Consider the following 25,108-nt stretch of genomic DNA (forward strand, 5'->3'; position numbering starts at 1 on the left):
TTCCTCTATATTAAAGCACGTCTAATTCCTAATCCAATGCGGTTAGGTGTGTATATTTTAACTAAGCAATTTGCCGGTACCGTAATAAAACCAATACCACCAAATAATAAGTCACTTTTGACACTAGTATGAAACTCTTGCCCCTTAAGTGCAGGTAAATCAGTAGTGTCTGCTGGCGGGACGAGCAATTCACCTAAATGCTTTAGATAAAATTCATCAGCATTTTCCGTCTTAGTACGATGAACATATAAATCACGTGCAACATACACAGTAAAACTTGTAGGTTCACCTTTTAAGTAGTCGATTCTACCTAAACCAGCTAAAAATAATGTATTGCCGGGCCGTAATTGATATGTTGCTGGCTTCATTGGCTTTTGCGGCGAAATTACCGCTAAATCTCTTGCATTCAAACGCGTAGCCAGTTGATTTTCAGACATTATTCCAGGAGTATCAACTAAGAAATGACCATTTTCCAAAGGAATTTCAATTTTGTCAAGTGTTGTACCAGGAAAGCGTGAAGTTGTAATTAGATCCTTAATATCGCCCATTTGATTAATGATTGCATTAATTAAAGTTGACTTGCCGACATTAGTCATACCCACAAAATATACGTCTTGCTCTTGAGAACGCTTGTCTAGATATGAAATTAAATTAGCTAAATTTTTTTGCTTTTTGGCACTGACTAAAAATATTTTTTTAGGGAATAAGCCAACGCGATTTGCCTCTTGTCTCATCCAGTCTTTAATTTTACTTTGACGTGAGTTTTTAGGAAATAAATCAAATTTGTTACCAACTAAAATAAAATCATTATCCCCAATAAAACGAGTTAGAGAAGATAATAATGAATTCGTGAAGTCAAACAAATCTACCACATTAACAATTAATGATTTTTTTTCAGCTAAAGAATTAAGTAGTGCTAAAAAGTCATCGTTATCAATGGCAACTGGCATAATTTCATTATAATGTCGCAAACGAAAACATCTTTGACAATAGATATCATTATCTTCGGTATCAATAGCATCTTTTAATCGCTTAGCTGGCAAGTATCCTGCTTCATTAATTTCATCAGATTGCAACACAGCGCCACAACCGATACAAATAATTTTGTCATCCATTTTTTAATGTCTCCTTAAAAGTTATCGGCTGGGAAAGTGCTAAAAAGAAAAAAATTAATTTTTCTAAAAAACGATTAATACGCGTATTCCACTTATCGGTCTTAACCAATGGCTTGACTAAAACTGATTTAACGCCAGCAAAATTTCCTGCCTGTATATCAGTAATCAACTGATCGCCAACCATCATTACCTGATTAGATGCTAAACCCATTTTTTCCCTTTTTCTTGTAATTGCAAATGGTAAGGGTTTCCTTGACTTAGCGATAAATTCAATATGGTAGGGGGTAAGGACCTTGCTAATTCGTTTGGCATTATTATTTGAAATTACCACCAATTTAATCCCAGCATTTTTTAAACGCTGATTTAACATGTCCATTTCCTTGGCTGTTTCAAACTTATCCCAAGCCAAAAGAGTATTATCTAGATCTGAAAATACCGCTTTAATACCCATTTGATGAAGTACATTGGTATCTAAATGATAAATTGTATCAATTGTATAACATGGTCTAAATAACATTTAACTTTCCCTTCATTAACATGTCCATAGTCTAATATATCAGAGAATAAGCTTCAAGTGATAAATTTTGACATAAAAAAACGGCGCAACCGCGCCATTCTTTAACTTATTTTAAAGCATTTTTAGCAGTTTCAGCTAATTGTGCAAAAGTCTTTGAATCACTATATGCAATATCGGCTAACATTTTACGGTTGATATCAATACCCGCAACTTTCAAGCCGTGCATTAACTTAGAATATGAAAGATCATTTTGTCTTGCTGCAGCATTAATTCTCGCAATCCATAACTTTCTAAAGTCACTCTTACGTCTTCTACGATCACGGAATGCATATCTGTAAGATACGAATAATTGTGTACTTGCAGCTTTAAATTGCATATGCTTTGCGCCACGGTAACCCTTAGCGAGCTTCATAATCTTTTTACGACGTTTACGTGTTACTGTTCCACCCTTAACTCTTGGCATCTAAAATTCCTCCTAAATATCGCTGTTACTTTAATAATTAACGCATTTGTGAGAGCATCTGCTTGATGCGCTTCAAGTCGCTACGCGAAACTAAAGTAGCCTTTCTCAAATGACGACGTTGTTTCTTAGTCTTACCGTGGAAACGGTGACCAGTAAAAGCGTGATGACGCTTTAATTGACCAGAAGCAGTTCTTTTAAAACGCTTTGCTGAAGCGCGGTGGGTTTTCATTTTAGGCATTTCTAATTCCTCCAAATTAACTATTTATTTTTATCACTCTTGGGAGCAAGTATTAAGAACATTGAACGACCTTCCATCTTTGGCTTGCTTACAACAGTAGCAATGTCCGCAGTGGCTTCTGCCATTTTTTCTAGCACATCACGTCCTAATTCTTTATGAGTAATAGCTCGACCCCTGAATCTAATTGAAACACGAACATTAGCTCCTTCTTTAGTAAGAAACTTTTGCGCATGCTTTAATTTAGTGTTAAAATCATTGCCTTCAATTGTTGGACTTAGGCGTATTTCCTTCACACTAACTGTCTTTGACTTTTTGCGTGATTCTTTAACCTTCTTTTGTTGTTCAAAACGGTATTTACCGTAGTCCATTATACGAGCAACTGGTGGTTTGGCATTAGGCGAAATTAGAACTAAATCTAAATTTGCAACACTTGCTTGGCGTAAAGCCTCAGCTTTGGTTACAACACCAACTTGTTCACCATCTTCATTAATTAAACGAACTTCGCGTGAGCGAATTTGGTCGTTTAATATCAAATTCCTTGGTATAATTCTTCACCTCCATAGTTAACTTGAGGACAAGAAAAGAGCGGGTAATAAGTAACCCGCTCTTAATCAACAGAAAATATCGATTAGCCCAGAGGTCAACTTAACTTAGGCGAGAAGCGGGATGCTTCTTCTTGTTCTCAACTAATGTGATTATACACGTCTTCTACTAACTAGTCAAATTGTTTTAATAAATAAAGTATTATATTTATTAAAGTAATATCAAAATTGTAGCTAATCAATTTAATTATAAAGAGTTTTATAATTAAATCCAGGAACTCGACCAAACCATTTTTTAATTAAACGATTATATTGGCCATCATGTTGCATTTTTACAATTGCCCGATTAATAGCACGCTCGAATTTTTCTTGATGCTTGTTAATGGCAATTCCATAGGGTTCATGGGTAAAGGTCCCTCCGCGCACCTCTAATGTCGGGCTTTCAACCGCAAGACCATATAAAACACCGTTATCACTGGAAAGGGCATCCCCCTGACCAGCTTTTAATGCAACAACTGCTTGACCATAGTCTTGCATTTGCACCACCTTAGCTTGCGGGGCTATTTTTTTAATTACTTCAACTGAATTATCACCAATAATTCCAATAACGGTTTTCCCTTTTAAATCATGAACGTTTTTTATTTTAGAATCTTTTCTAACTAGCAAAGACTGCCCCGCAGCAAAATATGGACGTGAAAAGTTTACCAGTTTCTTGCGCTGCGGCGTAATAGTCATTGTGGCAATTACAGCATCCACATTACCATTTTTAAGAAGTGGAATTCTTGACTGAGCAGTTGCTAAAACAAATTTAGCTTGACCACGTGAGCCTAAAATTTCTTTCGTTACAGCTTTAGCCACATCAACGTCAAAACCTTTTTCCCGATAATCTCTAACATCTGTTAAACTGAATAGCCTGACATCACTTTCAATTCCCCATGTAATTGTTTTAGAAGCTTGTGCATTCTTTAAAACATCTTGATCAGAAACTCGCTGACTGCAACCTGCTAACAAAAATAGACTGATTAATACCGGAACTAGGTCAAAAATTTTCTTCATATTGACTCTCCCAATAATAAAACAACGGCTGCTCAACAAATTTCAAAGTAGCTCTTAATTACTTATTTTTTGCGTGAATAAGATTTAACATCTTGATCAATTTCTTGAATAAATTGGTCTAAACCTTTGGCTACTTCTTCCTCCGTTCCATAGCGCCGAACATTAACACCATTTGCTTTCATTTCATTGTCACCTAAAACTAAGGTATAAGGAACTTTTTGTGTCTGCGATTCACGAATTTTATAACCTAATTTTTCATTACGTAAATCTGCTTCTGCTCTAAAACCACGCTTATTTAATTCATCACGAACCTTTTTAGCATAATCAGAATGCGCATCAAGATTAACAGGAATTACTTCAACTTGAACTGGAGCAAGCCACGTTGGAAAGGCACCTTTATAAATTTCAATTAAATAAGCAATAAAGCGTTCCATTGTGCCTACAATTCCGCGGTGCATCATCACTGGGCGATGCTCTTCCCCATCTTGCCCAATATAAGTCAAATTAAATCTTTCTGGTAACATAAAGTCGAGTTGAATTGTTGACATTGTTTCGTCAGCACCCAGAGCTGTTTTAGTTTGAATGTCTAACTTCGGACCATAAAAAGCAGCTTCACCTTCTGCTTCAACATAGTCAAGTCCCATGTCATCCATCGCTTTTTTAAGCATTGATTGACTTCTTTCCCACATTTCATCATTAGCAAAATACTTTTCTGTATTCTTCGGATCACGATATGACAGTCTGAAATAGTAATCAGTAATATCAAAGTCCTTATAAACGTCCATAATTAATTTCAAAATCTTAGAAAATTCTGCTTGTACTTGGTCAAGCGTAACAAAAGTATGACCATCATTTAAAGTCATCTCACGTACTCGTTGCAAACCTGACAAAGCACCAGATTTTTCATATCTGTGCATCATTCCCAATTCAGCAATTCTAATAGGCAATTCACGATATGAACGGATATGATGCTTATAAATTTGAATGTGTGACGGACAATTCATTGGGCGAATTTCAAGCATTTCACCATCGCCCATGTCCATTGGAGGAAACATATCATCACGATAATGTGCCCAATGACCTGAGGTCTTATACGCATCTACATTTAAAAGAACGGGAGTATATACATGTTGATAACCATCAGCAACTTCACGATCAATAATATAACGCTCAACTACGCGCCTAATAGTTGCTCCTTTTGGCATCCAGTATGGTAATCCTGCACCAACTTTAGGATCAACAAAGAATAAATCAATATCACGCCCAATTGTACGGTGATCACGTTCTTTAATTTCTTCACGTCGCTTTAAATCAGCCTCAAGATCAGCCTTTTTGAAGAAAGCCGTTCCAGAAATTCTTTGTAGCATTGGATTAGATGACTGCCCCTGCCAATAAGCACCCGCAACTGACAATAATTTAAATTGCTTAATTTTACCAGTATTTGATACCAAAATATCAAAGCCAAAATCAATAAAGTCACCTAACCTATATGCTGTAATTTCATCGCTTGCTTCAGCTTGCAGTAAATCAAGTTTAAAAGCATTATCTCTGAAAATTTCTTGAAGTTCTGCCCGTGACATTGTCACTGCTTCAATTTTTTCACCAGCCTTAATTAAATGCTTAACTGCTTTTTCAAGTTCAGGTAATTCACTAATCTTGATTTGGTTTTCTTTGTCAGTATCAACAAAGAACCCATCTGTCTCAGTCCCATGTTCACCTAAGCGTAACTCTGGATAAGCTTTCTTCGCTGCTGCTTCAAAAATAAAAGCTGCACTAGCTCTTAAAATATTTAAACCTTCTTCATCCCGATCAGTAACAATCGCAACCTCAGCATCTTGATTTAATTCATATTCTACTGGATGAAGTTGTCCGTTAACTCTACCAGCAAGTGCTGCTTTGCCAAGAGAAGTTGAAATGCTGTGTGCTAATTCATTAATAGTGACTGTTTGTTCAAAAGCTCGTTTTGATCCATCTGGTAAAATAATTGAAAAGCTCATATTTCCTCCAAATAATAAAAAAAGTCCCAGTGCATTATGCACTGGGACGTATTTAGCGTGGTTCCACCCAATTTAGGCTAGTTCTGTCTAGCCCACTCTTTCTGAATCGATAGTGGAATTCACCCAATTATTTACTCTTTAACAATGAATAAGTGGGGTGTCGACTCTAATAAAAAACTTCCAGAATACCGTCTTTCTCTCTGATACGAGCAACATCATGTTCATTCATTTAATACAATTATACATATTTAACATTTAATTGCAATAATTTTTTAAAAAGCAAAAAAATCCACCAATATTTATTAAATTAACTACGCCGATTGGGTCCGGATACAATTATTTCAGTTGCGAGTGTCTTTACACGCTCCATCAGTCGCGCTGCTTTTACTGGGTCAATTGCATTTTTGGTTTCCTTAAAATGTTCTTCTAAATCTGCCATTGCAAAATTAGAAGAGAAAAAGGTCGGCAGTTCATTGTCCATTCGTGCCTGAAGAATTATGCCCAAAACTTCATCTCTTGACCATTGACTTAATGTTTCAGCACCAACATCATCTAAAATCAATAAGTCACAGTGAGCTATGCGCTGGACTTCATTTGTTAAACTGTTGTCGCCAAAATGACTCGCTAAGTTAGCAATAAAAGTTGGTAAATGCAAAAAAATAACCTGTTTATTCATCGCTGCTATCGAATTAGCAAGACCAGCTAGTAAATAAGTCTTGCCTACGCCAAAATCGCCTGATAAATACAAACCCTTTTGATAAACATTTGTTTTATATAGACTCAAAAATTCTTGAATTTTAGCAATAGCTGTTCTGCGTCCTGCAGTCACTTCCACTTGACTTAAACGTACGTTATGCAAATTTAGTGGTAAATTAATTAAACGAACATGCTTTTTGATACTATGATCTCTATCTTGAGCTAATTTGCTTTCTTCAGGAACATATTTAAGTGTGATGGCATTGCTACTTAACATCAATTCTGGACGATAGCCAACAATTACTGGATCTTTATGATGCTGCGAGATATAAAATTCGTATAAACTAGAGAGGCTCGCATTAATCATTTCATCCGTTATTTTATCTCGGTAAACATTAATAAATTTTTGAATTTTAGGATCAGCTAAAATTTGCTTGCGAATCTCGTCAAAATTATTTTTCTTAGTTAGTTTTGAATTGTTTTTAATTATTAGCTGATTTATTGTACGCATTTTTTACCTACTTCATACCATTTTCACTTTCAAAATTCTTAAAGAAGTTCTTTAAATCATCTGCTGAAACATCAGTTTCATTCTTTGCCTGACGTTTACTCCAATCGGTACCTTTTTCTATTGATTTTTTACTATAGTTACGATAATGATTAACTTTATTCTTTTGCTTAGTCTGTTTTCTTTTAGCAATATATTCTAAGGCTTGTTCTCCTGAATGTACCCCATGTTGCAGCCAATCATGTAAAATCGTATTAGTTAAATTATAAGAAAGCTTAGGGCTACTTTGCAGACAAACATACGTTAATATATTAAGCAAGTCTGCTGAAATGCCTTTCTGGTTATATAAATTATCAAGTAATTGATATTCACTTGCATCAACAAAATCATGACTCTCATTTTTTAAGTAATAGATAAATTGCGCCGGAGTTTTTTCATGTGCTAATTGCAAAATTTCCTGTTCTTTTTTACTAAATTGCTTATCATTAAAAGTTGAATTTGCTTGCAGCGTCCGTTTTTGATTCTGTTGCTGCGTATCTGTACCATGAATGGTGTTTGCAATCGTTCGCTTAATTAATGGCATGTTCAATTGATATTCACCGTGCAAACAAGATAAAGTTTCATCAACAAATTCTTGTTCGGCTAGACCATATGTCCGCATTAGACCACGAATTGCTTCACGATTTTTATCAATTTCACTATTTGGGATTTGATATATTTCAAATTGCTGTTTCATAAAATCCCAATCAATACTGTCTTGTTGATTGATACTTGCTTGTTGATTTTGACCAACCTGGTTTTCACGCACTGCTTGTTTGACTTCTGGTGAAGGATCGATTGCCTCTGCTTTTGGCAAACTAAAAACATCCATAAATGAAGCGGATATATCTTGCGCATTAGCCAATCCGGTCACAGTATTTTTATTTTGCTTATTCTCATGTGCAAAATCACTACTTAGCTTTTGAAAAACTGTAACACCAACTTTTTCTTTTAATAAACTAGCTAATAGTGTTGTGGCAAAAAATTCACTACTACTGGGTACTTCTGCCAAACGAAAAGTTAAAACTTGACCCATAATTTTATTATCGAGTAATTTTGTTTGAACTAATCCGACAGCTTCCAACTTATGTAATGCGATAAACAAGCTTTTGAGGTCGCAGTCTAGTTGTTCTTGTAAACTATACAGTCCATGTGCATCTGACAGAATCATTTGTGGACGGTAATCCTCATTTAAGCTTAAATATAAAGCTAGCGCTAACGAGCCAATTAATGGTTGATATAACTTAACTAGAATACGCAGTGCAGTTATAGAAATTTCTACCCGATTAATAATTAAAAAAGGCTGTTTAGGATTGGGCGTCATAAACATGACTAATTACCCTTCTCTCTTTTGGCCATCATATCTTCCATTGTCTTCATAAAACTAGACATATCCTTAAATTCACGATAAATTGATGCAAACCGAATATAGGCAACATCATCTAATTCAGCTAATTCATCCATAACCAATTTTCCAATTTTTTTAGATGAAATCTCACTAATTCCTTGTTGTCTAATTTTATTTTCTACATGATCAACTAATTGTTCAAATTGAGAACTAGTAATGGGCCGTTTTTGTCCAGCAGCCATTACACCATGAAGTATTTTTTTGCGGTTAAATGGTTCCCGTGTACCATCATTTTTAATTACTAATAAAGGTGTTGTCTCAATTCGTTCAAAAGTAGTAAACCGAAAACCACAATTTTCACATTCTCTTCGCCGTCTTATTGATCTATTTTCATCACTAGGTCGTGAATCAATGACACGAGATGCATTTTGTCGACAATTAGGACATTCCATACTCTGACTCCTTAATTATTTTACTAATCAATTTATCTAATTTAGTTTCTAAAACTTTTATTGTACTGGTATTTAAAATTACATAATCAGCCAACTTTGCTTTTTGGGCTAACGACATCTGGCTATTAATTCGAGCTATCGCATCTTTTTCAGTTAAATTGTCTCGTACCATTAAACGCTTGATTTGTTCACTTTCTGGTAAAGCAATTAAAATACTACAATCACATAAATTTCGAGCTTTAGATTCAAAAAGTAGTGGTGCATCAAGAACAACAATCAGCTCACCTAGCTTTTTATATCGAGTAATTTTAGCCTGAATTTCTTTTAAAATCAATGGATGTGTAATAGCATTCAGCTTTTCCAATTGCTGCTTATCACTAAAAACTATTTGCCCAAGTTTTGCACGATTAATTGATTTATCTGAATTTAAAATATTACATCCAAATTCTGTCACTACAACTTTATAGCCTGCATGATCTATATTTAAAAGCTCATGAGCGATTCTGTCACTATCAATAACTGGTATCTTCTTTTTATGAAAGAATGCATCTGCCGTACTCTTCCCGCTAGCAATTCCACCAGTTAAGCCTATCACGATAGTCACTTATAAATCACCTGACAATCGGGACAAAATGTAGTACCACGTCCTGATACCTTGATTTTTTCTAATAAAACCCCACAGCGTGGGCAAGGCTCACCTTTATGTCCATATACCTTCAGTAATTTTTGAAAATCGCCCGTATCACCGTTTGCATCAAGATAAGTATGTATGGTTGTGCCGTGCTTTTTTATGGCCAAGTCAATTAGTTCATTAATATTGTCGTGCAATTGATGTCCTTGAAACTGCGGAATTTGATTGGCTAAACTTAGTGGGTGAATTTTTGTCTGCCACAATACCTCATCAACGTAAATATTACCAAGTCCAGCAACAATTGTTTGGTCAAGCAGTGCATTTTTTATATTCTTTTTTTTGCGACTAAGTGCATTTATCAAGTACTGTGTAGTGAATTCAGATGAATTAGGTTCGCAGCCCAATTTACTAATACCGGTTACTTCCTTTTCTGTACCAGTCTTAACCAATTGCATGCGTCCAAATTTACGGACATCATTATAACGTAATGCTGTTTTGTCTGTAAAAGCTATTTGAACATGATCGTGCTTATCTTTAGGTGTATTAACCTCTACTAAACGATATTTACCTTCCATCCGCAAATGAGAAACAATAGTTAATTGACCACTTAAACGAATTAGTAAATATTTTGCATAACGATCTATCGTTTCGATTTTCTTACCTACTAATTGCTGAATAAATTGCTCAGAATCACTAGCAATAATTTTGGGATACCACACCGTAACTGCTTGAATCGTTTTTCCTTTAACCAAAGGAAGAAGAGTTCGGCGAACTGTTTCTACTTCTGGCATTTCTGGCATTGATCTATCTCCTTACTTTGCATCAAACCAATCATGACCATAGCCTGAATCAGCAACCAATGGAATATCTAAATGTACTGCTGATTGCATCACTGCAGGAACAATCTCTTTGATAGTTGCTAACTCATCTTTAGGAACATCAAAAATCAATTCATCATGAACTTGAACAACCATTTTTGTTTTTAAATGAAGTTCATCTAACTTGCGTTGCATATTAATCATCGCAATTTTAATAATATCTGCTGCAGATCCTTGAATTGGCGAATTAATTGCAGTACGTTCAGCAAATGATCGAATATTAAAGTTTTTAGCGTGAATATCTGGTAAATAACGCCGGCGATGCATAATAGTTTCAGCATAACCCTTTTCACGAGCTATTTGAACCGCTTTATCCATGTATTCTTTAATTTGGGGGTATTGTTCAAAGTAATTATCGATAAATTCTTGAGCTTGCTTACGACTGATATTCAAATTTTTGGATAGCCCATAATCTGAAATGCCATAAACAATACCAAAATTAACTGCTTTGGCTCTGCGCCTCATTAATGGGGTTACTTCTGCTGAAGATTTCAATTTGAAAATTTTCATAGCAGTATGCGCATGAATATCATAGCCAGTTCTAAAAGCTTCTTGCATTTGCTCATCACCAGAAACTTGAGCTAAAATCCGTAATTCTATTTGAGAATAATCGCAAGAAAAAATGTAACCAGCTGGATCACTTGGTACAAAGGCTTTTCTAATCTGCTTACCTTCCTGTGTCCGAGTAGGAATATTTTGTAAATTCGGATCAACAGAGGATAAACGCCCAGTTGCTGTTAAAGTCTGTAGATAGCGAGTATGAACTCGTCCATCTTGCTTAATTACATCAAGTAACCCATTAACATAGGTTGACTGAATTTTGGCAGTTTGCCGATAAGTTAAAATATCAGCAATAATGGGACTTTGATCTTGCAATTGTGTTAAAACATCAACTGAAGTTGAATAACCGGTTTTTGTTTTTTTAATAGCAGGCAACCCCAACTTTTCAAATAAAATATGACCTAATTGCTTCGGTGAATTAATATTAAACTCTTCGCCGGCCTCTTCATATATTTTTCTTTCTAAATTTTTGAGTTCAACGGCAAACTCTTGCTGCAAATCAGTTAAAGTATGGGCTTGAACTTTAATCCCGTTAATCTCCATAATTGCTAATACTCGAGCTACAGGCAGTTCAATACTTGCATATAAGTCATCTTGTTCATGGTCTTTAAGTTTACTCAAGAGCGATTCTTTTAAGCTAGCAATAGCTTCAACTTTGGTAGCAAGATGATTATACAGCAACTGATCATCAGCAGGTATTTGTTGACTTTTACCCTTACCGTATACCTCATGATCATGTTTTACTGAATTATCACCATACATGTTGCAAATTTCCGCCATATCATCAGAATTATTTTCATTATTAATCAGATATGAAGCTAAGAGCATATCGTATTCGATTCCTTGAACTTGAATACCTAAACGTCTTAAACCAACCATTGTTCTTTTTAAATCAAAAACATTTTTTTTGATTTTTTCATTCTCTAGGATACTTTTTAGTTCGTTATTCTTTAAAAGATTTACATCGCGACTAAGATAAACTTGCTTATCAATCGCAAAAGCAAAACCAACAAAAGTAGCTGAATGATAATTTGCCCCCAGCATTCCTAAATAAAAGCTAATCGTCTCAGCTTCCTTGACCTTTAAGGCGAGGTTTTTATCGGTTAATTCAGTAAATTCAACATTAGATGCTTGATAAGCACTGTCATTTGGCTCCAATAATTTAGGCGACGGTTCTAAATCATTTAGAAATTTACGAAAATTCATTTTTTCATAAAAATGACGTAATGCATCATAATCAACACTTCTCTTTTTCAAATCAGCAAGACCAATCGTCACCGGTGTACTGCAATTGATTGTAGCAAGCTTCTTAGCCAAAAAGGCCTTATCCTTATCCTTTATTAAATTTTCTTTTAATTTTGACTTTTTTAATTCATCAACATGTTCATATAAGCTTTCAATTGAACCATATTCTTGAATAAGCTGTGCAGCAGTCTTAGGTCCAACCTTAGTCACACCAGGATAATTATCTGAATTATCTCCCATTAGAGCTTTCATATCAATAAACTCAGTAGGTGTCACTCCATTAACCTCTTTCATATGTTCTGGCGTATATGCTTCCAGGTTCAGTACACCTGATTTAGTCACCATTACTGTTACTTTATCTGATGCTAATTGTGTTAAATCCTTATCCCCAGTTACTATGGTTACTTCAAAATTGTTTTTTTCACCAATTTTTGAAAAAGTACCAATTATATCATCTGCTTCATAATCAGTTAATTCATACGTAGCAATCCCCAAATCATGTAATAGTTCATGAATATATGGTAATTGCTCAGACAGTTCAGGCGGGGTTTTTTGCCTGCCACCTTTATAATCACTATACATGGCAGTTCTAAAAGTGGTTTTACCAGCATCAAACGCAACCAAAATATGGTCAGGCTGAACATCACTAAGTAAAACATCGAGCATATTTTTAAAAGTATAAATGGCATTAGTATGTAAACCATCTGCGTTTTTAAAATTTTCAAGTTGACGGTACAGGGCATAAAACGCCCGAAATGCAATCGAATTACCATCAATTAAAAGTAATTTTTGATTAGCCATTGAATCTCCTCACAAGTAAAGCTATAGTTTCTTTTATTCTAACAGTTTTTTTTACTTCTTGCAGAATGCAATCCTTTCCAAGAAAAAAATGACCAAACCAAAATAATAGGCAGTCAATTTGAAAATCTAAAACTTCAAAATAAAAAAGCAAATAATATAATTACTTGCTCATTTAATTAAACTAATTTATCAATCTTTACTATAATTAATCAAACACTTCTAAGTTAGAGCAATTTTTCAAAAGCAGCTTCATACTTTTGAATATCGCCAGCTCCCATAAAGACAATTACACAATCCTTAATTTTGGTTAAATCAGCAATGTTATCAAGATTAATCACTTCAGCATTAGGAATCTTTGCCACCAAGTCCTCACTGGAAATTGCTCCACCACTTTCTCTAGCTGAAGCATAAATTGGCGTTATATATGCTTTATCAACGCCACACAAAATATCAATAAATTCATTAGCGTATTTTTTTGTTCTTGTGAAGGTATGCGGTTGAAAAACAACAACTAAATTCTTATCAGGAAACTTTTGCCGAGTAGCTTGAATGGTTGCCCGCATTTCCGTTGGATGGTGGGCATAGTCATCAATTATACTAAATCCACCTAAATCTTTTTCAGAAAAACGCCGTTTTGCTCCCTTATATGTTAATAAACCTTTTTGAATCGCTGCTAATGGAATATTCTCTGTATATGCAACAGCAATTACTGCTGTTGCATTTAGAATGTTATGATCACCATACAAATGAATAGAAAATTGACCAATTTTTTCTCCATGGTGCATAACACTAAAACTGGACCCAGCAGTAGACCGCCTAATATCTACTGCTTGAAAATCATCATTTCTATTAAAACCGTATGTATATTTATGGGCATTAGTATGTAATTTTTGTAAACGCTCATCTGCTCCCCAAACAAATAACCCCTTTTGCGTTTGATCAGCTGCTGTTTGAAAGGCAGCAGTATAATCCGCTTGATCTTTAAAATAATCAGGATGATCAAAATCAATATTGGTCATTATTTGATAATCAGGATGATAAGCCAAAAAATGCCGGCGATATTCATCAGCCTCATAAGCAAAAAAGCGTGAGTCTTTAACTCCTTTTCCTTCACCGTCACCAATCAAATAAGAGGTAGGCGCTGCCGTTTTTAAAACTTGAGCCAGCAAGCCAGTAGTCGATGTTTTACCGTGAGTACCAGAGACGCCAATACTGGTATGTAATTTAATGATTTCTTCAACTGTATCAGGATAACTTTGCCAAGATAGATTTTTCTCTTGACAAGTACTTACTTCAATATTGTCGTCTTTAAAAGCATTTCCTTTAACGATTACTTGACCGGTATCTTTAATATTATTGGCCGCAAATTTAGTGACTTTGATACCAGCTTCTGCTAAAGGAGTTTGCGTAAAAGTGTATTTTTCGATATCACTTCCCGCAACGTTATAGCCTAAATCATTAAGCAATAAAGCTAACGAAGCCATTCCTGTACCTTTAATTCCAATAAACCAAATTTGTTTATTCTTATCTAACATATTTTAAGCTCCAAAATTTCATTTAACACTGGTTATCATTCTACCATTATTTTTATCAAAAAAGCAGCACAGACTAATATTTCAGCATTAAAAAAGCCTCAAAAGTTAACTAACTTTTAGACTTATTTTTATACTATTTGCTAATTACAAACCAATCTTTCCGCTTGCTAATAATTCATCACATTCAGCAGGATCAAATGCTGCACCTACTGGAAAATCATCAGGTACAACTAGTATTCCTCGTTTTTGGGGAGCATGAGCAAGTCCTAGCTCGCGTGCTGAGCATATCATTCCATATGAATCAACATGCCGCAATGCCCCAGGCCAAATTTGTTGCCCATTAGGCATTAAGGTACCAGGAAGAGCTACCACAACCTTTTGTCCTTGAGCAATATTAGGAGCTCCACAAACAATTTGATATTCTTCATTATCGCCTACATCAACAGTTGTAACATGTAAATGATCAGAATCGGGATGCTTTTCACATGTCTTCACATAGCCATAGACTAAAGTCGGTTTACCATAGGCAAGCTGATCAGTAAAACCAACTTCTGCTAATTTTTGATTTAAAGCCACCAAATCAGTTTCAGAAAGCTTAACTTGTCCATCAGATAAACTATTATAATCAATTAATTGATCAACATTAAAAAAGTTATAACCAATCACATTGCCTTGTTCATCAATAATCTGGGTAACATCGTTCTTTTCGTTATATTCACTTTTACCATGGTCTTGACCCAAAATCACAATTAAAGTCTTGGGATAACTACGCTTATTAATACTAGTAATCATTTAGCAAAATCCTCTTTCATTAGTCCAATGACCGCAAAAAATTTTCAACTTCTTCTTTGGTTTTACGATCCTTATTAACTAGTCTACCAATTTCTTGACCATCTTGGTAGACAACAAAAGATGGAATTCCCATAATATCCATTTCTTTAGCCAGGTCAACAGCTCCATCGCGGTCAATCTGATAAAATTTGCTATCAGCAAAATCTTTTTCAATTGCTGGTAAAAATTGATCCAAAAAACGGCAATCAGGACACCAATCGGCAGAAAATTCCAGAATTACTCGTCCACTTTTTGTTATTTCAGTTAATTTATCTTTGTCAAATGCTTTAATTTGTTCCATCTTTAAAACCTCACGTCTTCATAAAGTACTTAATTATTTTACCCCAAAATTAGCGTGCAGAGCATAAATTGGATTACCCTTGGCCGCAAATTTATGTTCATATTCAGTTTCAATATTGTTTGCAATAATTTCGTGAACCTCATTATGCAAATCAACTGAAACAAAATCAAAGTTCATACCATAATTATTCATACTTTGTACAGAATACGCAAATAATCCAGCATTATCCGTTTTAAATTCAAGGTGACCATGCGGTGTAATTATTTTTTGATATTTCTGTAAAAATGATTTATAGGTCAGACGCCGCTTTTCATGGCGGCTTTTTGGCCAAGGATCACTAAAATTCAAATATAATACATCAGCGCTGTCAGGTGCAAAATAACAATCGATATTAGCTGCATCAGCACATAAAATTTGCAAATTATTTAAATTTTTTGCTAGCTTCGAACGTAAAATCATTCCCGCCGCTGAAATTTGTAACTCAACTGCCACAAAATTTTTTTCAGGGTGTTGTTCAGCCAAGGTCGTAATAAACTGCCCCTTCCCTGAACCAATTTCAATTTCAAGTGGTTTAGTATCGTTAGCAAAACGATCAGCCCAATTTATTGTATTTTGTGGATCCGGTCGATCTAAAACACTCTCTGGATGTTGATTAACTAAACTAACGGCCCACGGCTTGTTACGTAACCTCATTGATTATATCTTCCTTTGCTTAACTTTCCACGGTAAATACCAATGAGCAATTAGCCAGCTAAATAATAGTAAAAAGCTACTTGCTTCAAATAATTGCAAATTAACTGGTAGAATAAGTAACCAAAAAATGCTAATTATCACCCACTGCATAAATAAAGCTAAGGACAAGACTTTTAAAAGATCCTGTCCTCTTTTAATGTGCTCAATCGGATATACCTGATACATAATATTATTATCAAATTCGTTTGCCATTGGCAATAATTGATAAACCGTTAAAAAAACTACTAATGAGCATAAGGTCAAGGCCCATAGCCAATTTTGAACAAGCAAAGAAATTAAGCCAGCAAAAGCAGTCATTCTAACTAATAAATTCAAATTTTCTGGGTTGCGTAGTAAAGCCCGCCGATAAAGAAATTTATTAGGATTTTCGTTTCTGAGTGAGTTAGGAAGTAAAAAGTCTAAGTATTTACGTCGTCTAATTTTTACTTTTCGCTCTTTAACATCCGTAAACATGCTAAATACGCCATATACTTGATTTTTACGTCTTTGCTCTAGCTCTACTGCATATTGCCAATCAAACAAGGCAGCATTTTGTGGTTTAAAAGTTGCTCCACTAATAAGTATCACTAATAGAATAACTACGAGAAGCATCGCCTTCGGCCACATCATCAATACTGCAAAAGTAATAAAAAATAACGTATTTACCAAAAAAAGGGATATTTTTTTATTATAAAACAAATTATATTCCATTACTTTTAGTTGGGCAATTTTGGCAAGGAAAACCGCTAAAACTCCTAAGCAATATGATAATACGGAAATTTTGGCTTTAATTAAGGCAAATGGAAATAAGATTCCAGCAATTAATACTAAACATATTAGAGGAACCAATAAACTATAACTGCGCATTATTTTTAAATATGCGCGCATATTTTTATCCTGAGGTAATAGAAATTGGATATCTGCAGCTTGAAGCAAGGTTACTAATTTGCCTATAAGTAAGGGCATACTTAAGATAAGGCCAACTAAGGGTTTATAAAAATACAAATTCGGTGGCATTTTTTTCATACTTTGAGCATACCAAAACATTAATGCGCCAAGCAAAAAAATTATGGCTAAAATAAAAAAATCGTTAAAAACCAGGGTCAAATATTTAAGAGATTGCTGTAAATTTTTCTGCAATCTATTTTTAGCTAAATCTTGCATGCTGTTGCTCCTGATTAAGAATTTGATATATCTTATCAAATGAATCTGTCGCGGTTAAACCATAATGTAGCCGAATATCTGATATACTACCAATTACTTCAATCTCACCATTATTTAAAACTGCATAATTAGAAATTACCTGTTCCGCATCAGCCAAAATATGGGTAGACATTAACACCATTTTTCCAGTTGCAATCGCCTCTTTAATTAGATCAATCAAATTAGTTACGGCTAACGGATCAAGCCCTGTAAAGGGTTCATCAATCACTAAAAGATCGGTATCAGCCAAAAAAGCTGCTACAATCATGACCTTCTGCTTCATTCCTTTTGAAAAGTGAACTGGTAACCAATCTAATTTATCTTCGAGCCTAAATAATTGTAGCAGTTGCTGTGCTCTGACCCAGGCTTTTTCTTCATTTAATTGATAGCTAAGAATAATTAACGCTAAATGCTCTTTCAAAGTTAGTTCTGGATATAAAACAGGCACTTCTGGAATATAGGCGACCTGTCTTTTAAAAGCAGTTGGTTGTTTATTTAACGAAACTTCATTTAAAGTGATTTTTCCCTTTTGTGGTCGCAAAAGCCCTAAAATGTGCTTGATTGTGGTCGATTTTCCTGCACCATTTAGCCCAATAATACCTAATGCTTGACCTGACTTAATTGTCAAATTTATATCTTTAATTACTGGAACGCCTGCATAGCCGCCAGTTAAATGTTCAATTTTTAGAACCATAATCCCTATCTTTCTTTTAATGAATTTACTCAATATATATGATAGCATGATATTAAAAGAAACTAAATTTTGAAATTAAGAGGTTTAAAGATGGACGAATTAGAACAAGACTGCCTATTTTGTAAAATCATTCGTGGTGAAGTACCAAGCTACACTATATTTGAAAATGAAGATGTTTATGCTTTTTTAGATTTATCACAAGTAAATCCAGGACATAGCCTAATGATACCTAAAAAACATATGGTTAACCTATTTGACTATACTCCTAATGAGGCCCAAAAATATTTACAATACATTCCTACTATTGCTAATGCGATTAAGCAATTTGATTCAAAGATAACTGGAATGAATATTACTACTAATAATGGAACTAGTGCTGGACAAGTGATTATGCACTCACACATTCATTTTATTCCTCGTTTTGAAGGTGATGGCTTGACTACAGCTACACGAAATAACGAAAAAAAGTATACTAAAGCTGACTATCAAAAGATTGCCACTCAAATTAAAAGCAACTTTTAAGGAGAAATTATGAAACACTTTAATTTTAGTGTAGGACTAGTAATCGGTGCCGCAACGGGGACAATTTTGTCATTAATCCGTTTTAAAAATGGTCAACGCCTAGGTCAACCATTACAAGATCAATCTCAAGCTACTCAAAATGATATTAATAATCTCAAAGAAGCCCTTAACAACTTCCAAGAAGCTAAGCAAAAGTTAAATGATGCTTTACCAGCTGGTAAAAAAACTAGCGTTGAATTAGAAAATGATTTTAAATACTACCAGATGAAAGTTGATCGTATCCTTAAAAATCTAGCTACAAGCCAGCAGAAGTTAAGTAGAAATTTTAGTAATAATAAAGAATAAATGGTAAAGAAAGTTTGAATTTTTTGATGAAAATTGGCAAATTAAAAACGTAAATTTCTAGTTTATGTTATATTAGTTGCTGATGACTTAATTTATTAAGGATGTGGAGAGTTTATTTTATGAAAAAATATTTTAAAACATTTGCTACAGTTGCTGCTGTAGCCGGAATTGCATTGTCAACTACTGCTTGTTCTAATGGTGGAAAGGCTGTTGCTTCATATAAAGGCGGGAAAATTACTCAACAAGAGTATTACGATGAAATGAAGAAGTCACAAGCTGGTCAAACCGCTTTAGCAAATATGATTATCAATCATGTTTTGGATGAACAATATGGCAGTAAAGTTTCAAAGAAACAAGTTGATAAGCAATTTGATAATTACAAAAAACAATATGGTGCGCAGTTTAGTGCTGTCTTGCAGCAAAATGGGATGACTGTTTCAAGTTTTAAGCAAAATTTAAAAACTAACCTACTTACCGAGGAAGCTTTAAAAGATATTAAGAAAATTTCTAAGAGTCAAGAAGATAAGGCTTGGAAATCATACCAGCCTAAAGTAACTGTACAACATATTTTGGTGGCTAAAAAATCACAAGCGGAAAATATTATTAGTGAATTAAATGATGGTAAAAGTTTTAGTAGCCTCGTTAAAAAATATTCACTTGATACTGGCACTAAGTCAAAAGCAGGAAAATTACCTGCCTTTGACTCAACCGATTCAAGTTTAGATCCTGCTTTTAAAAATGCAGCATTTAAATTAAAAACCGGTCAGACAACTAAAGAACCAGTAAAATCACAATCAGGTTATCACGTAATTAAAATGATTAACCATCCGGCTAAAGGGACATTTGCTTCTCATAAAAAAGCTATTGATGAAGAGATTTATCATTCAATGTCACAAGATCAAGAAACAATGCGTAGTGTAATTGCGACAGTTTTGAAGAAAGCTGATATTCAAATTAAAGATAACGATTTGAAGAATGTTTTATCTTCATACGTAAGTGCCGGTGACATCAATAAAAAGTAGTTAGATAAACTACTTAATTGAGGCTTATTGCAATATTAATTGCAATAAGCCTTTATTGTTAGCTAACAATAAACGGATAATTTATCCGTAACCAAATAAAAAATACTGTTAATGGTTTAACATAAATTCAACCACTAGCAGTATTTTTATTTTATCAATTATAGTTATTCCAGCTTCTGGGATTCTGCCAACGCCTGATCTTCCTTAGGGCGATAAAATTTTCTCCCTCCTTGACTCATAATATTTGCAGTAAAATTCCCTGGCTTAGTTTGCTGTAAGGCATTAGTTATTGCATATATCGATGCATCTAAATCGTCAATTCGATGGAGCAACTCTGCTTCCAATAATGCTGGTAATTTAGGTGAGCCATATTCATATTTCCCATGATGAGATAATACCATGTGGCGCAATAATAACAAGTCTTCCGATTCCGGACTAATTTTAAGCTCACGCGCGGCTAACATTATCTGCTCATCAATTAAAACGAGATGCCCAATAAGATTACCCTCTGTAGTATATTGCGTTGCAGCGGGACCTGTTAATTCTAAAACTTTACCCATGTCATGCAAAATACACCCCGCATAAAGAAGTGAACGATTAACTTGGGGATAATTAGCAGTAAGCGCTTTAGCATCACGCAGCATCGAGACTGTATGATATGCTAATCCACTACGTACAGCATGATGGTTACTTTTTCCAGCTGGATAATCAAAGAACGACTGATTCCATTTTTTTAATAGATATTGAACAATTTTACTCCATGTTGAATTTATAATCTCCGAAGCATAATTATAAATTTCTGCCTTCATTACAGAAATTGTTTCAGGCGCAGCCTTAATAAACTGATCTAAATCATAACCCTCTTCAGGACCAACTACTCGCAAACTATATATTTTTAGTTGCGGCTGATTTTGGTACTCTTCCCGTTTACCATCTACTTCAACAATAGTTCCTTCACTATAACTAGCTGCATCCTGACTACCAGCATCCCAGTAGTTGCCACGAATCTCACCCGAAGCATCACAAAAAGTTAAGGCCAAATACAATTTGCCTTTTTTAGTATGTAGTAACTGTGAACTTTTTATCAATAAAACTAATTCTAATTCTTCGCCATCATTATAATCCAGCAAGCGCTTGTACATTTTAGTTTCCTCTCGTAAAAGTTAATGGTTGATGTTGCAATTTAGTAGCCAAATTAGCTTGCGCCGTAAAAATCAAAACTTGATTACTTTGTGCAACTTTATTTAATAACTGCGTAATTTGCTCAGTTCGTTGCTCATCAAAATTTACAAATGAATCATCAATTAAAATTGGCATATTAATTTGGTCCTTGATTTGCTCAATAAATGCTAACTTAAGAGCAAAATAAAGCTGTTCTGAAGTTCCGCGTGACAAATACTGCACTTTGATTTTTTTGCCATCATAGCGATTGACTGCTAATTTTTTTTCAATTTGAATATCATTATACCGATTATTAGTTAATAGCTGCAAATATTCTTTAGCCGTAATCAGCATTTTAGGAAAACGTTCATTAGAGGCAAGGCTAAGTGCCTGACTAATCCACTTAGCAGCACTTAAATTTGATAAGTATTCTGCTGATAAATTTTTAAACTGTGCTTGTGTGTTGGCTAGTTCTTGTTGCGCCGAAAAAACTGCTGTTGAGCTAGCCAAAGTAGCCATTTTTACTTTAATTTCAGCAATCTTATTTTGGCTAGCACTAATTTTATTTTGCTCTTTAGCTATTTTTTGCGATAAAGTCGTTAGTTGGTCCGTAAAAGCTTGTGCATTTTGCGTCAATTCCTTTAACTTTGCTATATCTGACTTAAGATTATTATTTAAAAGGTCGATTTTTATTTTAAGTGCAGTTTGTTGCTCATTTTTTACTTGCTGGTTAGCATATTCAGTCATATTTTCAACTTGCGCCTGTGTAAATTCAGTTTGTAGCAGTGCGTTAGTTTTAGCCAATAACTCATTATTTTCGATTAAATTAGACTGCAAGTCAGCTTTTACTTCTGAGTAATGATTAATTTTTGCTATCTTTTCTTCTAATTGATTCAATGCCTCGCTAACAGCAGAAAAATTGTATTCAACTGGTGCACCTAAGTTTTTACTTATTTGATCTGCCAGATGTTGCATTTTACCTAATAATTCTGCCTCTTGCTGTACAATAGTTGCTTTTTTTTGCTTTTGTAATTGCAATTGCCGCCAGGCACTGAGTAATCCTGTTAAATCTAGCTGAGTACTACTTAAACCATATTTTTGATAGAAAGCCTCATGTTGCTGTTTGATGGCATTTACATTATTTGCTTCGTGGACTTTTGCTATCCTTTGTTCTCGTTGCTGCTTTTGCTGCCATCCCATCAGCAAAATTGCCGCAATTAATATTAACCCACCAAATATTTTTGAGTTAGTAACAAATAAAATCAAACCTAAAATTATTAAAAAAATACCTAAGAATAAGAAATTATGGTTTTGCGCTTCCCCTTTTTCACTTACTTGATCAATACTTGGTAATTTTTGATAGTCCCTTTGTAAATTTATAACTTCAGCTTGGTTAAAATTAGCAATTTTATTCAATTCTGGACTGATAGCTAATAACTCTTGTTGATCTTCTTGTAAACGATACTCTTCCTGCTTGCAATTCTTATATTCAGACTGCCATTGTAATAATTCTGGCCTTTCTTGTAATATACGCTTAGATTCAGGCGCAAGATCGGCTACCTTTCCCAGTTGATCTATTCTTTGCTGTAAATTTTCTTTATGTTCTTGTAAATTTTGAATTTTTAAAGCTAAAGTTTGCGCTACATGATACTTTTTTTCATCAAAATTGACGGGCTTAACTTGATCCTTTAATTCCATCAATTCCCTATAACTAGGAATAAGATTTTCTAAGCGTTCTAATTGACTATACTCTTTTTGCAAATCAAAGAGGTCTGCCTCGTAAGCATTTTGTTGCTCTTGTAAGTTCGTATACTCTTTAGCTAAGTTTTGATAAATAATAAATTCATCCTCAGCTTTATTTACGTTGATTCTTTTTTCTTGTAACTCTTTGAGTAGACGATTAAGTGGTGGAACAGTTCCTGCCTTTTTAAATAAGTTACTTGCCTTTTTAGCAAAATCATTCCGCAAATCAATTAATTTGTCACTATTAGCTGCTCCTAAATAGTAAATGTGCTCTAACAAATCGGACTGTTGAATTTTATCTATTTTACCCAGCATATCTTGATTAAAGATAAAACTATCAGCATAAAAGTCACCGTCAATATTTTTTATTTGATCAAAAAAAATATTTTCTGGTACTACTTGATTATTACGTTTGACTATTAGCGTACCTGTTTTTGAACCCCTACCACTCACATATAAGCGTTCTAATTCATAATCATTTTGTTGATCGTCTTTAAAAAAGAGCGCACCACCCATCGGACTTACGTGTGCAAGTGGCTTATAATCTTCAAAAAAGTCACTCGCATGTTTGGCTAAATGAAACCCAAACAAAATTTGCTTAATAAAAGCAACAATTGTACTTTTGCCTGCTTCGTTGACACCATAAAAAGCATTGAGATGGGAATTTGGCAATTCAACTGTAAAATTTGAAAATTGGCCAAAATTGACAATTTTAAGTTTAACTAATTTCATCGCTAATTCCTTTCAGCTTATTATTCAATTCAACTTCAGTCAGTTGTACAACCTCCTGTAAAAAATTTTCATCCTCAATGAGCTGACTAGCAAACTCATCCTTTTGAACCCAGTCTTTACAAAAGGCTAAAAAGTTATTTTCGTCAAAAACATCTTTTTTAGCCTGATTAAAATAGGTTAAATCATTACTTGCAACTTCAAGTTGGCTATTGGAAGAGAAACGGACATCAACTAATTGTGAATTATAATCTAATTTACTAGAAATCATTTGCCAAAACTGGCTATCTTGAATTAAATCACGTTCTTTTTCATTTAAAAATTCTGCTCCATTAATCTGTAAGCTATAATACGTAGTTGCCTTAGCTTTAGTTGCTGTTAAAATTTGCTTTTGTAAATCAGTTGGGCTAATTGGGGTATTTAACTTAATATCGACTTGTTGCCAAATAATTGGACTAGTCTGCAAGAAGCTAATTTTTGTTTCTTTTGTGCGTTCGTCTATTTCGCCAAAATAACATCCCTTTGCGCCCTTCTCATTAATATGGCGCCCTTGAATATTACCCGGATAAGCAATCAATGGCTTCTCAGATAATATTTGCCGTAAATGAATATGACCTAAAGCAAAATAGTCATAATTTAGCTCCTTTAATTCAGTTAAATTAAAAGGAGCATATACATTTTGGTTACTTTTTCCTGATTTTTCTTGTGCGTGCATAATGCCAAAGTTATAATTGGTATTCTTTGGCGGAAAGGCTGCCAATTTATCAATTGTAATATGGTTATTAAGATACGAAAAGCCCGTAACGCTGTATTTAAAGCCGCTGTCAGTTTGTCGATTGATAGTTTCAATTTTTTCGCCATTACCGAGCAACTTAAAATAAGGACTATCAGGAACTAACAAGTCGGTTTCTTGCATATGGTCATGATTACCAAAAATCATTACAACTTGAATCTTTGCTTTAGTTAAGCGTTCAACTTCACTTGCAAAAAATAATTGGCTACTTGGATTAGGGCGGGGACTATCAAATGTATCACCAGCAATTAGTACAAGGTCCACTTTTTCTTTTATTGCTACATTAACAATTCGCGTTAGCGACTCATTAGGAGCTTGGTGAATTTGGGTAAAACTGTTAGATGGTAAAAAAGATAGCCCTAAAAATGGACTATCTAAATGTGCATCTGCTAAATGAATAAATTTCATCA

At 34.3% G+C, this 25,108-nt stretch carries 25 protein-coding genes and 1 other annotated feature; of the genes, 3 read left to right on the forward strand and 22 right to left on the reverse strand.

What is annotated here, in order from left to right; translation table 11 throughout:
• Positions 1–5 precede the first annotated feature (5 nt).
• From yqeH to F5ESL0225_RS05510, 19 genes are all read right to left on the reverse strand, one after another.
• Positions 6–1,115, reverse strand: a complete 1,110-nt coding sequence (gene yqeH / locus F5ESL0225_RS05420) for a ribosome biogenesis GTPase YqeH (RefSeq protein ID WP_122021976.1) — start codon at positions 1,113–1,115, stop codon at positions 6–8.
• Positions 1,108–1,632, reverse strand: coding sequence for a YqeG family HAD IIIA-type phosphatase (locus F5ESL0225_RS05425; protein WP_122021977.1), 525 nt, complete (start codon positions 1,630–1,632; stop codon positions 1,108–1,110). The genes yqeH and F5ESL0225_RS05425 overlap by 8 nt, the downstream gene beginning before the upstream one ends.
• A 106-nt stretch (positions 1,633–1,738) precedes the next feature.
• Positions 1,739–2,095: a 50S ribosomal protein L20 gene (gene rplT, locus F5ESL0225_RS05430; protein ID WP_090092885.1), complete on the reverse strand. Its 357-nt coding sequence runs from the start codon at positions 2,093–2,095 to the stop codon at positions 1,739–1,741.
• A gap of 37 nt (positions 2,096–2,132) precedes the next feature.
• Entirely contained in the window at positions 2,133–2,333 is a 201-nt protein-coding gene (rpmI, locus tag F5ESL0225_RS05435) for a 50S ribosomal protein L35 (protein ID WP_090092886.1), read from the reverse strand.
• 20 nt (positions 2,334–2,353) lie between these two features.
• Positions 2,354–2,866 carry a translation initiation factor IF-3 gene (gene infC, locus F5ESL0225_RS05440; protein WP_090092887.1) on the reverse strand — a complete coding sequence of 171 codons (513 nt, stop codon included), beginning with the start codon at positions 2,864–2,866 and terminating at the stop codon, positions 2,354–2,356.
• A gap of 38 nt (positions 2,867–2,904) precedes the next feature.
• Positions 2,905–3,017 (reverse strand) — a sequence feature (ribosomal protein L20 leader region).
• A 101-nt stretch (positions 3,018–3,118) separates the two neighbouring features.
• On the reverse strand, positions 3,119–3,931 hold the full coding sequence (locus tag F5ESL0225_RS05445; protein WP_122048032.1) for a transporter substrate-binding domain-containing protein: 813 nt from the start codon (positions 3,929–3,931) through the stop codon (positions 3,119–3,121).
• 62 nt (positions 3,932–3,993) lie between these two features.
• Positions 3,994–5,928, reverse strand: a complete 1,935-nt coding sequence (thrS, locus tag F5ESL0225_RS05450; protein WP_122048033.1) for a threonine--tRNA ligase — start codon at positions 5,926–5,928, stop codon at positions 3,994–3,996.
• A gap of 307 nt (positions 5,929–6,235) precedes the next feature.
• The gene (dnaI, locus tag F5ESL0225_RS05455; RefSeq protein ID WP_122021980.1) at positions 6,236–7,135 is read right to left on the reverse strand and encodes a primosomal protein DnaI; all 900 of its coding nucleotides are present in this window, start codon (positions 7,133–7,135) and stop codon (positions 6,236–6,238) included.
• A 7-nt stretch (positions 7,136–7,142) separates the two neighbouring features.
• Positions 7,143–8,501 carry a DnaD domain protein gene (locus tag F5ESL0225_RS05460; protein WP_122048034.1) on the reverse strand — a complete coding sequence of 453 codons (1,359 nt, stop codon included), beginning with the start codon at positions 8,499–8,501 and terminating at the stop codon, positions 7,143–7,145.
• A gap of 2 nt (positions 8,502–8,503) precedes the next feature.
• Positions 8,504–8,971, reverse strand: a complete 468-nt coding sequence (nrdR, locus tag F5ESL0225_RS05465; RefSeq protein ID WP_090092894.1) for a transcriptional regulator NrdR — start codon at positions 8,969–8,971, stop codon at positions 8,504–8,506.
• Entirely contained in the window at positions 8,958–9,575 is a 618-nt protein-coding gene (coaE, locus tag F5ESL0225_RS05470) for a dephospho-CoA kinase (RefSeq protein WP_122048035.1), read from the reverse strand. The genes nrdR and coaE overlap by 14 nt, the downstream gene beginning before the upstream one ends.
• A complete protein-coding gene (mutM, locus tag F5ESL0225_RS05475) occupies positions 9,572–10,402 on the reverse strand; it encodes a bifunctional DNA-formamidopyrimidine glycosylase/DNA-(apurinic or apyrimidinic site) lyase (RefSeq protein ID WP_122048036.1) in 831 nt (276 codons plus the stop codon). The genes coaE and mutM overlap by 4 nt, the downstream gene beginning before the upstream one ends.
• A gap of 12 nt (positions 10,403–10,414) precedes the next feature.
• The gene (gene polA, locus F5ESL0225_RS05480) at positions 10,415–13,087 is read right to left on the reverse strand and encodes a DNA polymerase I (RefSeq protein ID WP_122048037.1); all 2,673 of its coding nucleotides are present in this window, start codon (positions 13,085–13,087) and stop codon (positions 10,415–10,417) included.
• A 224-nt stretch (positions 13,088–13,311) separates the two neighbouring features.
• Positions 13,312–14,622: a UDP-N-acetylmuramate--L-alanine ligase gene (murC, locus tag F5ESL0225_RS05485; RefSeq protein ID WP_122048038.1), complete on the reverse strand. Its 1,311-nt coding sequence runs from the start codon at positions 14,620–14,622 to the stop codon at positions 13,312–13,314.
• A gap of 144 nt (positions 14,623–14,766) precedes the next feature.
• A complete protein-coding gene (ytpR, locus tag F5ESL0225_RS05490; protein WP_122024826.1) occupies positions 14,767–15,414 on the reverse strand; it encodes a YtpR family tRNA-binding protein in 648 nt (215 codons plus the stop codon).
• Between the two features lie 19 nt (positions 15,415–15,433).
• Positions 15,434–15,754 carry a thioredoxin family protein gene (locus F5ESL0225_RS05495; RefSeq protein WP_090092903.1) on the reverse strand — a complete coding sequence of 107 codons (321 nt, stop codon included), beginning with the start codon at positions 15,752–15,754 and terminating at the stop codon, positions 15,434–15,436.
• 33 nt (positions 15,755–15,787) lie between these two features.
• Positions 15,788–16,447 (reverse strand): tRNA (guanosine(46)-N7)-methyltransferase TrmB, encoded by a 660-nt coding sequence (trmB, locus tag F5ESL0225_RS05500; RefSeq protein WP_122021987.1) that lies wholly within the window; start codon positions 16,445–16,447, stop codon positions 15,788–15,790.
• 3 nt (positions 16,448–16,450) lie between these two features.
• Positions 16,451–17,650 (reverse strand): ABC transporter permease, encoded by a 1,200-nt coding sequence (locus F5ESL0225_RS05505; RefSeq protein ID WP_122048039.1) that lies wholly within the window; start codon positions 17,648–17,650, stop codon positions 16,451–16,453.
• Entirely contained in the window at positions 17,634–18,383 is a 750-nt protein-coding gene (locus F5ESL0225_RS05510) for an ABC transporter ATP-binding protein (RefSeq protein ID WP_122021989.1), read from the reverse strand. Before F5ESL0225_RS05510 ends, F5ESL0225_RS05505 begins: the two co-directional genes overlap by 17 nt.
• Before the next feature lie 90 nt (positions 18,384–18,473).
• On the opposite strand from F5ESL0225_RS05510, the gene F5ESL0225_RS05515 reads away from it, so the two are divergent.
• From F5ESL0225_RS05515 to F5ESL0225_RS05525, 3 genes are all read left to right on the forward strand, one after another.
• A complete protein-coding gene (locus tag F5ESL0225_RS05515; protein ID WP_122021990.1) occupies positions 18,474–18,905 on the forward strand; it encodes an HIT family protein in 432 nt (143 codons plus the stop codon).
• Positions 18,906–18,914: 9 nt separating this feature from the next.
• A complete protein-coding gene (locus F5ESL0225_RS05520; protein ID WP_122021991.1) occupies positions 18,915–19,250 on the forward strand; it encodes a hypothetical protein in 336 nt (111 codons plus the stop codon).
• Positions 19,251–19,369: 119 nt separating this feature from the next.
• Positions 19,370–20,272 (forward strand): peptidylprolyl isomerase PrsA, encoded by a 903-nt coding sequence (locus tag F5ESL0225_RS05525; RefSeq protein ID WP_122021992.1) that lies wholly within the window; start codon positions 19,370–19,372, stop codon positions 20,270–20,272.
• A 164-nt stretch (positions 20,273–20,436) separates the two neighbouring features.
• On the opposite strand, the gene F5ESL0225_RS05530 is transcribed toward F5ESL0225_RS05525, so the two are convergent.
• From F5ESL0225_RS05530 to F5ESL0225_RS05540, 3 genes are read right to left on the reverse strand one after another with little or no spacing between them, the layout of a single operon-like run.
• Positions 20,437–21,414, reverse strand: a complete 978-nt coding sequence (locus F5ESL0225_RS05530) for a 3'-5' exoribonuclease YhaM family protein (protein WP_122024828.1) — start codon at positions 21,412–21,414, stop codon at positions 20,437–20,439.
• A 1-nt stretch (position 21,415) separates the two neighbouring features.
• Positions 21,416–23,908 (reverse strand): AAA family ATPase, encoded by a 2,493-nt coding sequence (locus F5ESL0225_RS05535; protein ID WP_122048040.1) that lies wholly within the window; start codon positions 23,906–23,908, stop codon positions 21,416–21,418.
• Positions 23,895–25,106, reverse strand: a complete 1,212-nt coding sequence (locus tag F5ESL0225_RS05540) for a DNA repair exonuclease (protein ID WP_122048059.1) — start codon at positions 25,104–25,106, stop codon at positions 23,895–23,897. Before F5ESL0225_RS05540 ends, F5ESL0225_RS05535 begins: the two co-directional genes overlap by 14 nt.
• Positions 25,107–25,108: the final 2 nt, after the last annotated feature.

This window comes from Lactobacillus sp. ESL0225, assembly GCF_003692905.1.
Taxonomy (GTDB): domain Bacteria; phylum Bacillota; class Bacilli; order Lactobacillales; family Lactobacillaceae; genus Lactobacillus; species Lactobacillus bombicola.

Excerpts from the sequence above, each read along its gene's own strand:
- ytpR (WP_122024826.1), bottom strand. The coding sequence starts at position 15,414 with ATGATTACTAGTATTAATAAGCGTAGTTATCCCAAGACTTTAATTGTG.
- F5ESL0225_RS05540 (WP_122048059.1), bottom strand. The coding sequence starts at position 25,106 with ATGAAATTTATTCATTTAGCAGATGCACATTTAGATAGTCCATTTTTA.
- thrS (WP_122048033.1), bottom strand. The coding sequence starts at position 5,928 with ATGAGCTTTTCAATTATTTTACCAGATGGATCAAAACGAGCTTTTGAA.
- F5ESL0225_RS05525 (WP_122021992.1), top strand. The coding sequence starts at position 19,370 with ATGAAAAAATATTTTAAAACATTTGCTACAGTTGCTGCTGTAGCCGGA.
- polA (WP_122048037.1), bottom strand. The coding sequence starts at position 13,087 with ATGGCTAATCAAAAATTACTTTTAATTGATGGTAATTCGATTGCATTT.
- F5ESL0225_RS05460 (WP_122048034.1), bottom strand. The coding sequence starts at position 8,501 with ATGTTTATGACGCCCAATCCTAAACAGCCTTTTTTAATTATTAATCGG.
- dnaI (WP_122021980.1), bottom strand. The coding sequence starts at position 7,135 with ATGCGTACAATAAATCAGCTAATAATTAAAAACAATTCAAAACTAACT.
- F5ESL0225_RS05515 (WP_122021990.1), top strand. The coding sequence starts at position 18,474 with ATGGACGAATTAGAACAAGACTGCCTATTTTGTAAAATCATTCGTGGT.
- rpmI (WP_090092886.1), bottom strand. The coding sequence starts at position 2,333 with ATGCCTAAAATGAAAACCCACCGCGCTTCAGCAAAGCGTTTTAAAAGA.
- murC (WP_122048038.1), bottom strand. The coding sequence starts at position 14,622 with ATGTTAGATAAGAATAAACAAATTTGGTTTATTGGAATTAAAGGTACA.
- yqeH (WP_122021976.1), bottom strand. The coding sequence starts at position 1,115 with ATGGATGACAAAATTATTTGTATCGGTTGTGGCGCTGTGTTGCAATCT.
- F5ESL0225_RS05495 (WP_090092903.1), bottom strand. The coding sequence starts at position 15,754 with ATGGAACAAATTAAAGCATTTGACAAAGATAAATTAACTGAAATAACA.
- F5ESL0225_RS05530 (WP_122024828.1), bottom strand. The coding sequence starts at position 21,414 with ATGTACAAGCGCTTGCTGGATTATAATGATGGCGAAGAATTAGAATTA.
- mutM (WP_122048036.1), bottom strand. The coding sequence starts at position 10,402 with ATGCCAGAAATGCCAGAAGTAGAAACAGTTCGCCGAACTCTTCTTCCT.
- F5ESL0225_RS05505 (WP_122048039.1), bottom strand. The coding sequence starts at position 17,650 with ATGCAAGATTTAGCTAAAAATAGATTGCAGAAAAATTTACAGCAATCT.
- F5ESL0225_RS05510 (WP_122021989.1), bottom strand. The coding sequence starts at position 18,383 with ATGGTTCTAAAAATTGAACATTTAACTGGCGGCTATGCAGGCGTTCCA.
- nrdR (WP_090092894.1), bottom strand. The coding sequence starts at position 8,971 with ATGGAATGTCCTAATTGTCGACAAAATGCATCTCGTGTCATTGATTCA.
- trmB (WP_122021987.1), bottom strand. The coding sequence starts at position 16,447 with ATGAGGTTACGTAACAAGCCGTGGGCCGTTAGTTTAGTTAATCAACAT.
- F5ESL0225_RS05535 (WP_122048040.1), bottom strand. The coding sequence starts at position 23,908 with ATGAAATTAGTTAAACTTAAAATTGTCAATTTTGGCCAATTTTCAAAT.
- rplT (WP_090092885.1), bottom strand. The coding sequence starts at position 2,095 with ATGCCAAGAGTTAAGGGTGGAACAGTAACACGTAAACGTCGTAAAAAG.
- F5ESL0225_RS05445 (WP_122048032.1), bottom strand. The coding sequence starts at position 3,931 with ATGAAGAAAATTTTTGACCTAGTTCCGGTATTAATCAGTCTATTTTTG.
- F5ESL0225_RS05520 (WP_122021991.1), top strand. The coding sequence starts at position 18,915 with ATGAAACACTTTAATTTTAGTGTAGGACTAGTAATCGGTGCCGCAACG.
- F5ESL0225_RS05425 (WP_122021977.1), bottom strand. The coding sequence starts at position 1,632 with ATGTTATTTAGACCATGTTATACAATTGATACAATTTATCATTTAGAT.